Raw genomic sequence first — 12,869 nt, forward strand, 5'->3', positions numbered from 1 at the left:
AGAGGTCGTGAGATGAGTAAAAACAGGTACCCCCGATTACTAGGCTTTTTGCCGCTGCTTGGCATGATGTTAATGCTGGGAGGCTGCAAGTGGACCTTGATGGACCCAAAAGGACAGATCGGTCTGGATCAACGAAACCTGATCATCACCGCCACCCTGCTGATGCTGTTGGTCGTGGTGCCTGTGATCATCATGACCTTCGCCTTCGCCTGGAAATACCGCGCGTCGAACACCAGCGCTACCTACGCGCCTAAGTGGTCGCACTCCACCAAGATCGAAATCGCGGTGTGGCTGGTTCCGATCCTCATCATCATCGCCTTGGGTTACATCACCTATAAGTCGACCCACGAGCTGGACCCGTACCGTCCGCTGGAGTCCGACGTCAAGCCGATCAACATCGAAGTGGTCGCGTTGGACTGGAAGTGGCTGTTCATCTACCCGGACCTGGGTATCGCCACGGTCAACGAGATCAAGTTCCCTGAGAACACCCCGCTTAACTTCCGGATCACCTCCGACGCCGTGATGAACTCGTTCTTCATCCCAGCCCTGGGCGGCCAGATCTACGCGATGGCAGGCATGCAGACTCGCCTGCACCTGATCGCCAACGAAAAAGCTGAAATGGAAGGCATCTCCGCTAACTACAGCGGCGCTGGCTTCACCGGCATGAAATTCAAAGCGATCTCGACGAGCCAGGACGATTTCAACGCCTGGGTAGCCGAAGTCAAGGCCGCACCTAAACAGCTTGATCAAGCTGAATACGATGCCCTGACCAAACCAAGCCAGAACAACCCAGTCGCTCTGTACTCCACGTACGAGCCGGACCTGTTTCAGAAAATCGTCGACAAGTACGAAGGTATGAAGCCAGGCAAGCCGGTCAAGCACGAGAAGAAAGAAGTGGCCGCGGTTGAAGGTTCTGACACGGGCTCGCATTCAACTGCTGGGGCAGAGGAGTAAACGATGTTTGGTAAATTAAGTTGGGATGCGGTCCCGTTCCACGAGCCGATCGTAATGGTGACCATCGCCATGATCGCGCTGGGTGGTCTGGCACTGTTTGCAGCAATTACGTATTACAAGAAATGGACCTACCTGTGGACCGAGTGGTTGACGTCTGTCGACCACAAGAAAATCGGTGTCATGTACGTCATCGTTGCCATGGTCATGCTGCTGCGTGGTTTTGCCGACGCCATCATGATGCGTACCCAGTTGGCCATGGCCACCGAGGGTTCGCCTGGCTACCTGCCGCCTGAACACTATGACCAGATCTTCACCGCTCACGGTGTGATCATGATCATCTTCATGGCGATGCCATTCTTCACCGGCCTGATGAACCTTGCCTTGCCGCTGCAGATCGGTGCGCGTGACGTTGCCTACCCGTTCCTGAACTCCCTGAGCTTCTGGCTGCTGGTGTCCGGCGTTGTGCTGATCAACCTGTCCCTGGGCGTCGGCGAATTCGCCAAGACCGGTTGGGTTGCGTATCCGCCACTGTCGGGCATTCAGTACAGTCCGGGCGTGGGTGTGGACTACTACATCTGGGCGCTACAGTTATCAGGACTCGGGACGACGCTAACGGGGGTCAACTTCCTGGCCACCGTTCTGAAAATGCGCGCCCCTGGCATGAAACTGATGGACATGCCGATCTTCACCTGGACCTGCACCTGGGCAAACGTCCTGATCGTGGCTTCGTTCCCGATCCTGGCCGCTACCATGGCGCTGCTGTCGCTTGACCGTTACCTGGATTTCCACATTTTCACCAACGAACTTGGTGGCAATCCAATGATGTACGTGAACCTGTTCTGGGCATGGGGTCACCCTGAGGTGTACATCCTGATCCTGCCAGCGTTCGGTATCTTCTCTGAAGTGATCTCGACCTTTACCGGCAAGCGCCTGTTCGGTCACCACTCGATGGTCTACGCCTCCGGCGCGATCTCGGTGCTGGGCTTCATGGTTTGGCTGCACCACTTCTTCACCATGGGCTCGGGGGCAAGCGTCAACGCCTTCTTCGGCCTGGCGACGATGCTGATTTCCATCCCGACGGGGGTGAAGCTATTCAACTGGCTATTCACCATCTACCACGGCCGTCTGCGTATCACCAGCCAGGTTCTGTGGACCCTGGGCTTCATGGTGACCTTCGCCATCGGCGGCATGACCGGCGTACTGCTGGCCATCCCGGGTGCTGACTTCGTACTGCACAACAGCCTGTTCGTGATCGCTCACTTCCACAACGTGATCATTGGTGGTGCTGTATTCGGTTACATCGCTGGTTTCAGCTTCTACTTCCCTAAAGCGTTCGGCTTCAAGCTGCACGAAGGTTGGGGCAAGGCTGCATTCTGGTTCTGGATCTCCGGCTTCTTCGTCGCGTTCATGCCGCTCTATGCACTGGGCTTCATGGGCATGACCCGTCGTCTGAACGCCACTACCAACCCTGAGTGGGTGCCGTACCTGTACGTCGCCATGTTCGGTGCGGTGATGATTGCTGTCGGTATCGCCTGCCAGCTGATCCAGCTGTACGTGAGTATCCGTGACCGTAAGCAGAACGCTTGCGACTCCGGCGACCCATGGAATGGCCACACCCTGGAATGGTCGACTTCCTCGCCTCCGCCGTTCTACAACTTCGCCGTGATCCCTACTGCGAACACGATCGATGCGTTCACCGAAGCCAAGGAAGACGGTACTGCGTACCAGAAGCCTAAGCACTACGAGCCGATCCACATGCCAAACAACACCGCCACTGGCGTGGTGATGGGTGCGCTGTTGACCGTGTTCGGTTTCGCGATGATCTGGCACATCTGGTGGCTGGCAATCGTGGGCCTGGTAGGCACCATCGGTTACTTCATCATTCACGCCGCGCGTGATGATCAAGGCTACATGGTGCCGGTCGAGACGATCGAACGCATCGAAGCCGAGCAACACGCTCGCCTGGTAGCCGAGAAGAAGATCCCGGCCAACCGTGTAGAAACCTCGTTGGAACAGGCTTAAACCATGTCGAACTTAGTGACCAATGCTGGACACGCCCATGTCGATGACCATGGGCACGATGACCATCACCACGACTCGGGGCCGATGACCGTTTTCGGTTTCTGGCTCTACCTGATGACCGACTGCATCTTGTTTGCGTCGATCTTCGCGGTGTACGCGGTACTGGTAAACAACGTAGCGGGTGGCCCATCGGGCCACGACATCTTCGAACTGCCTTACGTGCTCGGCGAAACCGCCTTGCTGTTGTTCAGCTCGATCACCTACGGCTTCGCCATGCTGGCCTTCTACAAGGGCAGCAAGAAAGGCGTACTGAGCTGGTTGGCACTGACCTTCCTGTTCGGCCTGGGCTTCATCGGCATGGAGATCAACGAGTTCCACCTGCTGATCTCCGAAGGCTACGGCCCGCACCGTTCCGGCTTCCTGTCCGCGTTCTTCACGCTGGTAGGCACCCACGGTCTGCACGTTTCTGCCGGCCTGCTGTGGATGGCGGTGATGATGTATCAGGTCAATAAACACGGCCTGACCAACACCAACAAGACTCGCCTGAGCTGCCTGAGCCTGTTCTGGCACTTCCTGGACGTGGTCTGGATCTGCGTATTCACCGTTGTTTACCTGATGGGGACCCTGTAATGGCTAATGCACACTCCCATGACCATGACAGCCATGATGCGAGCCACGGCAGCGTTAAGTCTTACGCTATCGGCTTCATCCTGTCGGTAATCCTGACGCTCATCCCGTTTGGTCTGGTGATGTACCCGACCCTGCCGAAGTCGATCACCTTGATGATCGTCCTGGCATTCGCGGTGATTCAGGTTCTGGTTCACCTGGTGTACTTCCTGCACCTGGATCGCTCCAAAGAGCAGCGCGATAACGTGATTGCGTTTGTGTTCGCAGGTCTTGTGATCCTGCTGCTGGTTGGCCTGTCGATATGGATCATGTTCAGCATCCATACGTTCATGATGGCGAAGTGAGGTAAGACCCGATGTCGCTTAAGCACTTTATCCAAATCACCAAACCGGGGATCATTTTCGGTAACGTGCTTTCTGTGGCAGGCGGTTTCTTCCTGGCCTCCAAGGGACATGTCGATCTGGCCATCTTCCTGGCTGCAATGATCGGTACGTCCCTGGTGGTAGCTTCCGGTTGTGTCTTCAACAACTGCATCGACCGCGACATCGACTTGAAGATGGAGCGCACCAAGAATCGCGTGCTGGTCCAGGGCCTTATCTCCCTGAAACTGGCACTGATCTACGCGACCGTCCTGGGTGTTGCCGGTGTGGCATTGTTGTACAAGGTGGCCAACCCGCTGGCGGCGCTGTTTGCCGTGATCGGCTTTGTCATCTACGTCGGTCTCTACAGCCTGTACCTCAAGCGCAAGTCGGTTCACGGCACGCTGGTGGGCAGTCTGTCGGGGGCGATGCCGCCGGTGATTGGTTATGTGGCTGTGACCAATAGCTTCGACATGGCTGCGCTGGTGCTACTTGTGATGTTCAGCCTGTGGCAGATGCCGCATTCCTACGCCATTGCGATCTTCCGCTTCAATGACTACCTGGCTGCCTCGATTCCGGTTCTGCCGGTCAAGCGTGGCATCCAGGTGGCCAAGAAACACATCCTGCTCTACATCCTGGCCTTCCTCGTGGCGACCTTGATGTTGACCTTCAGTGGCTACGCCGGCATGAGCTACCTCGCCGTCGCCGCGGCCATGGGCATGTACTGGTTGTACATGGCCTGGACCGGCTATAAGGCGGTGGATGACACCGTCTGGGCGCGCAAGCTGTTCGTGTTCTCGATCTTCACCATCACCGCGCTCAGCGTGATGATGTCCCTGGATTTCCAAGTACCGAAAGAGCTGTTGCTGACCTACGCACACTGAGTGCTTGAGCAGTAAAGGCCCCGCCTTCGAAAGAAGCGCGGGGTTTTTTATGGCTGGGCCTTTAAACTATTCCCACATTCTTCAACTGCAGGAAGCAACGCAATGAGTAAGAAAGCCGTGATGGTGTTCAGTGGCGGGCAGGACTCGACCACCTGCTTGATCCAGGCACTGCCGCTGTATGACGAAGTGCACTGCATTACCTTCGATTATGGCCAGCGCCATGTGGCGGAAATTGAAGTCGCCCAGCAGCTTGCCAAACAGTTGGGAGCCACCGTTCACAAAGTCATGGATGTGTCTTTGCTCAACGAGTTGGCCATCAGCAGCCTGACACGCGACAACATTCCCGTGCCGACCGTGGACAGTTCAGGCGACAGCCTGCCAAGTACCTTCGTACCGGGCCGTAATATCCTGTTCCTGACCTTGGCGTCGATCTACGCCTACCAGGTGAAGGCTGAAACCGTCATCACCGGCGTGTGCGAAACCGACTTCTCGGGCTACCCCGATTGCCGGGATGAGTTCGTCAAGGCGCTGAACAAGGCGCTTGAGCTGGGGATGGAATACACGCTGCGCCTGGAGACGCCGCTCATGTGGCTGAACAAGGCCGAGACCTGGGCCTTGGCCGACTACCACAACCAACTGGAGTTGGTGCGTCACCACACCCTGACCTGCTACAACGGGATCATCGGCAGTGGCTGCGGTAACTGTGACGCGTGCAACCTGCGCGCACGCGGTTTGAATGACTATCTGCAGAACAAGGCGGATGTCATGAAGAGTCTGAAGCATAAGTTGCAGTTGAGCTAAAGTGCCGGCGCCGATGGGGCAGACCCATCGGCGCTTTTTGAATCAGGCAGCGGAACCGGTGATCCAGCGCTTGAACAACGCGCGCGCCCCGTAGGCGGGCAAGATGTTGAAGAACGCAAAGCCTACTTTGATCGCGATCTGCACGTAGATCATGCTCAGGATGTCACTGGTCTGCATCGCGCCGTAGAACGCAATAAAGCAAAACAGGAAACTGTCGATAATCACCGCAAAGAACGTACTCAGGAAGATACGCAGGTACAAATATTTGGAGTTGGTCAGTTCTTTGATTTTGCACAGCAGGTACGAGTTTATATTCTCGGACACCAGGAACGAGACCGAGGAAGCGATCAGCACCGAGGACACTTGAATGATCACGTCATTGTAAGGCCCATCAAGTTTCCAGCCCGGCAGCCCCGGCAGGAAGGTCGAGCCATAGAGCAGGATGATGATCATCGCGTTACTGGCAAACGCAAACAGAATGGCCCTTCTGGCCAACCGCAGGCCGAATTGTTCGTTCAGCAGATCCACGATCAAAAAGGTCAGGGGGTAAAGAAACGTGCCCGGCGTGACGATGATGCCCATCGACTCCAGGTAAATTGGCTTGGTCGCGGCGATGCTGGTGAAGATATAAAAGGTGAACAGAAGCAAGTTCAGGATGATGTAAATCATCCAGGAGTTTTCATTGCGGTCGTTTATGTCATAGGCCGTGAGTGTTCCCCCCTGTGAATAAAACTTCTTGTACATGTTTTTAACTTCCATTTTATTAAGGTTGTCCATTATTTCGCTGTTGATGACTTCGCTCAGTTTTACCTTGATGACCTTGCCGGTGGCGATCACCATAATGACCGCCAGGCTCTTGTCGTTTTCAAACCCCAGCAGTTTGTATTTGCTGTTCTCAACGCTCCCTTCATACGTTGTCATTGAAGCGCTCCTCAATGATGTCGCCGATCACACACAGGCGGTCTGAGCTGGAACAGGCTTCAAGGGTGATGAACATTTTTTTGGTGGCTGTGTCGTACACCAACTTTTCTTTATCGTCGCTCGACGAGCCTTTTTGCACGATCAGCAAATCGCCCGGCTCATTGATACCGGGGATCGCCTGTTCCAGGCGTATACCGATCAGGTTGTGGGAAGTGCCGAAGTAGTAGGTCAGCGGATAAAGCGTGGCCAGTTCGCCAATGCGCTTATCCAGGTTCTGGATGACCAGGCTTTCCTTGAGAATCGGCACGGCCGCTGGGTTCATGTTGCCTTGCGGGGAAACACTGCTCTCGATGATCTCCTTGGCTTCAAAATTGATCGTCTCAATTTCATCGTACGAGACGCCGAAGAAGTCAGAGATCTTGCGGATGGTCGACTGCTGTACGTTGACGACCTTGCCTTCAAGGATGTTGTAGATGGTGGTTCTGGTCAGGCCGGCGGCACTGCATAACGAAAGCTGTGTTTCGCCACGACTTTTGATCAAGTACTTGATGTTGCTCTTCAAGTGCTCGGTTTTTTCCCGTCTGTGTATCAAGTGCTCACCACTTCCGTTTAGTCATGACAGTCCGTTTTTTCACGCAGTCACGCGAGGGAAACACCCGTTGTGTGGGGCGTTTGCGGCTTCGCGGCGGCGGGAGTGTTGCATGCGCAGGGCCTAACAATAAAGTCCCGAATGCTCTGCGTCGGCGTCTCAGCCATGCCCATGGCGAGCAAAAAAGAACAATTAATTTGGAAAATGTTTAATTTCCTGTTTAATTGAATACCTCGGTTCAGGATGAATTCGCACGCAACACCCAGGAAGGGAACCGCACTGATGGCAGTCAATACCGTACAACTGAAAGACCAGGCCGACCTGCTGCGTCGTGGCCTGGCGGATCTGCGAGCAGAGGACTTCGAGCTCGCGAGCATCCTGGATGCTGAAGTTACCCGACAGCACCGCACCCTCTCTCTGGTTTCCTCCTCCAGTGCAGTCAAGCCTCGTACCTTGGTGGCTTGCGCCTCCGCGTTGGTCAACGTGACCGCCGAAGGCATGCCAGGCAAACGCCATCGTACCGGCTGCGAGAACGTCGATCTGGTCGAAGCCCTGGCCATCCGCAGGGCGCGAGAACTGTTCGACGCCCACTACGCAGGCGTGCAGTCTCACTCGGCATCCAACGCGATTTCCCAAGTGCTTTCAGCGCTGCTTGAACCTGGGGATACCTTGCTGGGCATGGCCCACGACCATGGCGGTGATCTCACCCTCGGCAGCCCGGCTGTTCTCACGGGTGCCTATTACAAAGCCATCCGCTACGGCACCACCGCCGAAGGCCTCATCGATTACGAGCAGGTGCGCAGCCTGGCTCTTGCGCACCGCCCGCGCGTCATCATCTGTGGCACGTCGGCTTACTCGCGGGTTGTGGATTTCGAGCGGTTTCGGGCGATTGCCGATGAGGCGGGCGCCATCCTGCTCGCTGACATCTCCCACATCGCTGGTCTGGTGGTGACGGGGCGCCATCCGAACCCGATCAACGCGGCCCATGTCACCATCACCTGCACGCACAAGCAGTTGGGCGGTCCTCGTGGCGGGCTGATTCTGTCCGGTCGCGATGCCAACACCAAGGTGCCCGGTCTGAAGTCGACCTTCAGCCGTGTCCTCGATCAAGCCGTATTCCCACGCATGCAGGGGGCGCCGGCCGTCAACATGATCGCGGCCAAAGCTGCCGCCCTGGGTTACGCGAAGTCGCCGGAATTCGACGCCTGCATGGGGCGGGTTCGTACGCTTGCCGATGAAGCGGCCAGTGCTTTTCAGGCGCATGACTATGAAGTGGTGGGTGGGCGCAGTGAAAACCACACGGTGCTGATCAGGTTGCGTGGAGCCATGACCGGCGCCATCGCGGAGTCGGCGCTGGAGGGGTGCGGCATCGTGGTGAACAAACATCGCGTACCGGGCGAGACGCGATCGTCATTGGTCACCAGCGGCTTGTGTATCGGCACCGGTTCCATGGCGCAACGCACGATTGACCCCCAAGGCTGCCGCCAGGTCGTCGAACTGGTTTGCCGGGTTCTGGACAGCGTGACGCCGCTGGGCGAGGAGGATTACCGGCAGGAACCTGCGATGCGTGAGCAACTGCGTTCAGAGGTAGAAGCTTTGTGCGCGAGCTACCCTATCGCCGACTACCTGGAGAACTGATTCCCAGGTGCTCGGTTAAATCAGCCGACATTTTCCTCGTCATACTCCTCTGTACGAACTGTGCGAATCCATCACCCTTCTACGAGGAGTCGTTACCATGGTTAGCGTTAGTCGTCGTTCCCTTCTCGCCATGGGTGCGGCCCTGCCGGTACTCGGGCACTTGGACTGGGCGGCTGCCAGCCCGCTGCCGACAACGTCTGACAAAGTGTTACTCAACTACAACGAAAGCCCCTACGGCCCCTCTGGTGCTGCCCGTGAGGCGATGCAGCGTGGGATCGCGACGTCCGGGCGTTATCCCTACCCGGACATGTACGCGTTGGCCGCGTTGTTTGCTCAGCAGCAAGGCATCGAGCAAGAGCATGTGGCCGTGTTTGCCGGCTCCATGGCTGCTCTGCGCTACGCCGTGTTGGCGTTCACCAGCGAAGCCCGCAGCCTGGTCATGGCCACGCCGTCCTACGAACTGCCGCGCCAGGCTGCCGAGTCGCGTAAGGCATCGGTGCACGAAGTGAACCTCGATGCCCAACATGCCCATGATGTGCCAGCCATGCTCGCCGCGGATCCCCAGGCGGGCATGCTGTATCTGTGCAACCCCAACAACCCTACCGGCACCCTGACACCCACCGAGGCGATCCGCCAAGCGCTGGCGAACAAACCCAAAGGCAGTGTGCTGGTGGTGGATGAGGCTTACATCGATTTCTCCGATGCGCCCAGTTGCGTGAGCTGGGTCAAGGACCATGACGACGTGCTGGTGCTGCGCACTTTTTCGAAAATCTACGGCATGGCCGGCGCGCGCCTGGGCTTGGCGATCGGCCACTCAGCGTTGCTGGAGCGGTTGGCGGTGTTCGGCGGTGACAACGTGCCGGCAGCCTCCTCCTTGCTCGGCGCCCGGGCAAGCCTGGAAGACGTCAAGCTGCTGCCACAACGCAAGGCGCTCAATGCCCAGTTGCGCGAGGAAACCGTGGCTTGGCTCAAGTCCCGTGGCTTTACCTGCACGGCGTCGCGCAGCAACTGCTTCATGATCGACGTGAAGCAGTCCGCAGAGCAGGTCATCAAGCGGCTCGCTGCACAGAACGTGATGGTCGGGCGGGTCTGGAAAAACTGGCCACAGTGGGTGCGGGTGACGGTGGGCACCCAGCAGGAGATGCAACGCTTTCGTGAAGTGTTCGCGGCGCAGGTGATGAACGCTTAGGCGGTCTGGACAGGCCCGTAGGGCATGCTTCATTCTCGCGCTAGTTTAAGGATCAAGGACGATACCCATGCGACGCGATGGCCTGCCCGATATAAACACACCCTTGGCGCCCGACGATGTGCGTCAATTACTCGATGCTGAACTGAGCCGCCGTGGCCTGGGGCATTTCGAGGTTTACCAGTGCGGGCCGACGCTGGATGAAGCCGAGATTATTTCCAATTACCCCAATGCGCTGGAACCGTCCGACACCGCCGATGATTTCTATCGGCGTGGCGAGTTGGTGTCCCTGACTCGCAAGCGCATCAAACCGTTTTTCTGGAGTGATGAAAACCTGCTTGTCCTAGCTCACGAAGCAGTGCCGGTGCCGGGCCCGTGCAAGCCGGTGGGTGAGGGGGCGAGTTTCATCGTGCATGGCAACCAGGGGTTTTATTCGGTACTCAACTTGTGCAGTTTTGGCGAAGAAAAACAATTTCGCGAGACGGTGCTGGCTAACCAGAGTGAACTGCAGATGCTGCTGGTCTCAGTCTACGACGAGGCCCTGGAAAGCCGTGTACCGGCAGAGCAGAACACGGTACTGACGCCCCGCGAAACCGAAGTGTTGTCCTGGTCCAGCCTGGGTAAGACGTATAGTGAAGTGGCGTTGTTGACCTCGATGACCTCGCACACGGTCAAGTTTCATATGAAAAATATCTTCGCCAAGCTGGAGGTCAGTAACGGCAAGTCGGCAATCCGCAAAGCCCTGCAACTGGGCTACATCCGCCACCCCTAATTCTGAGCACCTATCCAAATGGGCAGCTTGTTGGCCGGTGAGTGGTGCTTTACGTTCCCCTGCTATTGAGTTTGGCACCGGATACACCGGCGTCGCCATTGCGAAGGGACACCCTCATGAACCGTCACTGTTACAGCGTGCCCAACTGATGGGCACCTATCACGCATTACGCAGCCTGAACGGTCGGCTGCAGTCGCTGTTCATTATCACGCTGGTGTTCCGCATGGGCACTCTGGCGTTTCCCTTCTACGCGGCGTACCTGATTCACCAGCACGCCGTGTCGCCGGGCACCGCTGGCGCGCTGGTGGGGGTGTATGGCGCGGGCGCTTTGTGCACGGACCTGCTCATCGGTGTGGTGATCAAGCGTTTCTCGGCCAACCGGGTCATTCTCGGCTCATTGCTGCTCAATGCCTTGCTGTTGCTGATCATCCCCTCGGTGAATAACACGCTTGCGCTCTTCGTGCTGTCGTTTCTCTGGGGTGCCTGTTACGAAGCGTTCACGCCGGCGACGTTTTCCGAGACGGTGGCGAATAGCACGCTGGAAAGGCGCAAAGTAGCGTTTTCCTGCAACCGGTTGGCGATCAATATCGGCATGGCCATCGGGCCGTTGTTGGGCAGCCTGGTGTTCCTGAAACACGCCGATGCGGTGTTCTACATCAATGCGGCGTTGTCGCTGGTGGCCTTCGCAACGTGCCTGCGCTTTGGGCGCGCACGGACCGTCGCGCAAGAGGCTCCAGCCGCCGGCAAAGGTGACGGCTTGCCTGAGGCTGCACTCCACGAGCGCTCGCGGCTGCTGGTGATCCTGTTGGCGGCATTGCCGGTGCACGTGGCTTACGCACTGCCGCCGACCTTTCTGTCGGCGTACATCATCAACTACACCCAGCTGCCGGCGTATTACGTGGGCATCATCTTTTTCATCAACGCTTTGCTGGTGATTGTGTTCGAAGTGCCGATCAACCTGCGTATGGCACATCTCTCGAGTAGCCGCTCACTGGTGGCGGGCTTTTTATTGGCCGGTGTCGGGTTCTTCCTGATGGGGTTCGGCCAGGTGGGTGCGATATTGATGCTGGCCACGGTGCTGTGGAGTCTGGGCGAGATGATCATATTCCCGGGCATTACCCACTACGTCAGCAGTATTTCCAGCCGCGATACGGTGGACCGTAACCTGGGTTATTACTCGGCGGGCGTCAATATCGGCGTGATGCTCGCGCCGTCGCTGGCGTTCATGCTGATGTCCCGGCCATCGTTGCCGTCGCCGTGGTGGCTGGCAGGGTTTGTCTTGCTGCTGTTCGCGATCGCCGTTGGCGTGATGAAAAGCTCGGCGGTTTTATGGAACAAAGAGGCATGAACGGTACAAGGCGCGACGCATTGCGCGCGCCTCATTGCATCAGGCGCTTATTGAGCGGTGATGGCGTAACCGTCAAAGGCACTCTGCTGTTGCAGGGCCGTCACAATGCTTTTGCGCGTGACCGGTTGCTCTACGCCGCTGTTGTCGAAGAAGGTTTCGCTTTCCAGTTCGGCTTCGCTGCCTTCACCCACAAACGCAAAACCCAGGAACTCAAATGCCTCACGGTCAACGTTCAGCTTGGAGCGCGGCGTGCGCAGTGGCAGGGTGACGCTGATGCCATCTTTGCTGATCACAAACACTTCGGCATCTTTCTTGGCGCGTGCGGCCTTGCTCTTGCCGGCGCTTGGGTTGCTGATGGCCTGGTGGCTCTGGTTCAGCACCTTGAGGGCCAGGCCGTAGACCAGCTCCTGAAACTCCGGGTCGTCCTTGAAGCTGGACAGGATGCGGCTGATCGAAAACTTGCTGCTGAGGTCTTCCAGGGCGATGTTGTCGGCAGCCTCGGCGTCTTTCAATTGCTTGAGCTGGCCCATCAGGTCGTAGGCCTTGTCGTCGTCAAAGGCGTCGTGGGCCTGACGGATGGCGAGGCGCAGTTCGCGGATCTGGTCGCTTTCCTTGGAGGTGTGGAACGCGTCCAGCACCATCTCGCTGATGATCTTGGCCGCTGGCACATGCTGTGAAAGATTGATGGCGTTTTCGTATTCAGCTTTGGATTGCAAGGCGACTACGGATTCTTCAGTGGTGTAGGAATCGGACATTGAAATTTCACTA

The 12,869-nt window shown here is 57.3% G+C and carries 13 protein-coding genes; 10 read left to right on the forward strand and 3 right to left on the reverse strand.

From position 1 onward, the window contains the following. The first annotated feature begins 12 nt into the window (after positions 1 to 12). The 6 genes from cyoA to queC all read left to right on the forward strand — a co-directional run bounded on the left by cyoA (position 13) and on the right by queC (position 5,647). Entirely contained in the window at positions 13 to 954 is a 942-nt protein-coding gene (cyoA, locus tag BFL40_RS20620; protein ID WP_071485667.1) for a ubiquinol oxidase subunit II, read from the forward strand. Between the two features lie 3 nt (positions 955 to 957). Beyond that, positions 958 to 2,976 (forward strand): cytochrome o ubiquinol oxidase subunit I, encoded by a 2,019-nt coding sequence (cyoB, locus tag BFL40_RS20625; protein WP_071485668.1) that lies wholly within the window; start codon positions 958 to 960, stop codon positions 2,974 to 2,976. 3 nt (positions 2,977 to 2,979) lie between these two features. Beyond that, on the forward strand, positions 2,980 to 3,606 hold the full coding sequence (locus BFL40_RS20630; protein WP_056858318.1) for a cytochrome o ubiquinol oxidase subunit III: 627 nt from the start codon (positions 2,980 to 2,982) through the stop codon (positions 3,604 to 3,606). Then, entirely contained in the window at positions 3,606 to 3,947 is a 342-nt protein-coding gene (gene cyoD / locus BFL40_RS20635) for a cytochrome o ubiquinol oxidase subunit IV (protein WP_010206434.1), read from the forward strand. Before BFL40_RS20630 ends, cyoD begins: the two co-directional genes overlap by 1 nt. 11 nt (positions 3,948 to 3,958) lie before the next feature. Next, a complete protein-coding gene (cyoE, locus tag BFL40_RS20640) occupies positions 3,959 to 4,846 on the forward strand; it encodes a heme o synthase (protein WP_017135069.1) in 888 nt (295 codons plus the stop codon). A 102-nt stretch (positions 4,847 to 4,948) separates the two neighbouring features. Further along, a complete protein-coding gene (gene queC / locus BFL40_RS20645; protein WP_071485669.1) occupies positions 4,949 to 5,647 on the forward strand; it encodes a 7-cyano-7-deazaguanine synthase QueC in 699 nt (232 codons plus the stop codon). 42 nt (positions 5,648 to 5,689) lie between these two features. Here the strand turns inward: queC and BFL40_RS20650 are convergent, their stop codons facing one another. Further along, positions 5,690 to 6,568, reverse strand: a complete 879-nt coding sequence (locus tag BFL40_RS20650) for a queuosine precursor transporter (protein WP_071485670.1) — start codon at positions 6,566 to 6,568, stop codon at positions 5,690 to 5,692. Further along, the gene (locus tag BFL40_RS20655) at positions 6,555 to 7,160 is read right to left on the reverse strand and encodes a helix-turn-helix transcriptional regulator (RefSeq protein WP_083374563.1); all 606 of its coding nucleotides are present in this window, start codon (positions 7,158 to 7,160) and stop codon (positions 6,555 to 6,557) included. The genes BFL40_RS20650 and BFL40_RS20655 overlap by 14 nt, the downstream gene beginning before the upstream one ends. Positions 7,161 to 7,439: 279 nt before the next feature. On the opposite strand from BFL40_RS20655, the gene glyA reads away from it, so the two are divergent. The 4 genes from glyA to BFL40_RS20675 all read left to right on the forward strand — a co-directional run bounded on the left by glyA (position 7,440) and on the right by BFL40_RS20675 (position 12,101). Then, complete coding sequence (gene glyA / locus BFL40_RS20660; RefSeq protein WP_071485671.1) at positions 7,440 to 8,795, forward strand: serine hydroxymethyltransferase; 1,356 nt, start codon at positions 7,440 to 7,442, stop codon at positions 8,793 to 8,795. A 97-nt stretch (positions 8,796 to 8,892) separates the two neighbouring features. After that, positions 8,893 to 9,984: a pyoverdine biosynthesis transaminase PtaA gene (gene ptaA, locus BFL40_RS20665; protein ID WP_071485672.1), complete on the forward strand. Its 1,092-nt coding sequence runs from the start codon at positions 8,893 to 8,895 to the stop codon at positions 9,982 to 9,984. 67 nt (positions 9,985 to 10,051) lie between these two features. After that, entirely contained in the window at positions 10,052 to 10,753 is a 702-nt protein-coding gene (locus tag BFL40_RS20670; protein ID WP_071485673.1) for a helix-turn-helix transcriptional regulator, read from the forward strand. A gap of 148 nt (positions 10,754 to 10,901) precedes the next feature. Beyond that, positions 10,902 to 12,101: an MFS transporter gene (locus BFL40_RS20675; protein WP_174555576.1), complete on the forward strand. Its 1,200-nt coding sequence runs from the start codon at positions 10,902 to 10,904 to the stop codon at positions 12,099 to 12,101. A 47-nt stretch (positions 12,102 to 12,148) separates the two neighbouring features. Here the strand turns inward: BFL40_RS20675 and BFL40_RS20680 are convergent, their stop codons facing one another. Continuing rightward, entirely contained in the window at positions 12,149 to 12,856 is a 708-nt protein-coding gene (locus BFL40_RS20680; protein ID WP_071485674.1) for a hypothetical protein, read from the reverse strand. Between the last annotated feature and the right edge of the window lie 13 nt (positions 12,857 to 12,869).

Source organism: Pseudomonas costantinii (assembly GCF_001870435.1).
Taxonomy (GTDB): Bacteria; Pseudomonadota; Gammaproteobacteria; order Pseudomonadales; family Pseudomonadaceae; genus Aquipseudomonas; species Aquipseudomonas costantinii.

Excerpts from the sequence above, each read along its gene's own strand:
- cyoA (WP_071485667.1), top strand. The coding sequence starts at position 13 with ATGAGTAAAAACAGGTACCCCCGATTACTAGGCTTTTTGCCGCTGCTT.
- cyoB (WP_071485668.1), top strand. The coding sequence starts at position 958 with ATGTTTGGTAAATTAAGTTGGGATGCGGTCCCGTTCCACGAGCCGATC.
- BFL40_RS20630 (WP_056858318.1), top strand. The coding sequence starts at position 2,980 with ATGTCGAACTTAGTGACCAATGCTGGACACGCCCATGTCGATGACCAT.
- cyoD (WP_010206434.1), top strand. The coding sequence starts at position 3,606 with ATGGCTAATGCACACTCCCATGACCATGACAGCCATGATGCGAGCCAC.
- cyoE (WP_017135069.1), top strand. The coding sequence starts at position 3,959 with ATGTCGCTTAAGCACTTTATCCAAATCACCAAACCGGGGATCATTTTC.
- queC (WP_071485669.1), top strand. The coding sequence starts at position 4,949 with ATGAGTAAGAAAGCCGTGATGGTGTTCAGTGGCGGGCAGGACTCGACC.
- BFL40_RS20650 (WP_071485670.1), bottom strand. The coding sequence starts at position 6,568 with ATGACAACGTATGAAGGGAGCGTTGAGAACAGCAAATACAAACTGCTG.
- glyA (WP_071485671.1), top strand. The coding sequence starts at position 7,440 with ATGGCAGTCAATACCGTACAACTGAAAGACCAGGCCGACCTGCTGCGT.
- ptaA (WP_071485672.1), top strand. The coding sequence starts at position 8,893 with ATGGTTAGCGTTAGTCGTCGTTCCCTTCTCGCCATGGGTGCGGCCCTG.
- BFL40_RS20670 (WP_071485673.1), top strand. The coding sequence starts at position 10,052 with ATGCGACGCGATGGCCTGCCCGATATAAACACACCCTTGGCGCCCGAC.
- BFL40_RS20675 (WP_174555576.1), top strand. The coding sequence starts at position 10,902 with ATGGGCACCTATCACGCATTACGCAGCCTGAACGGTCGGCTGCAGTCG.
- BFL40_RS20680 (WP_071485674.1), bottom strand. The coding sequence starts at position 12,856 with ATGTCCGATTCCTACACCACTGAAGAATCCGTAGTCGCCTTGCAATCC.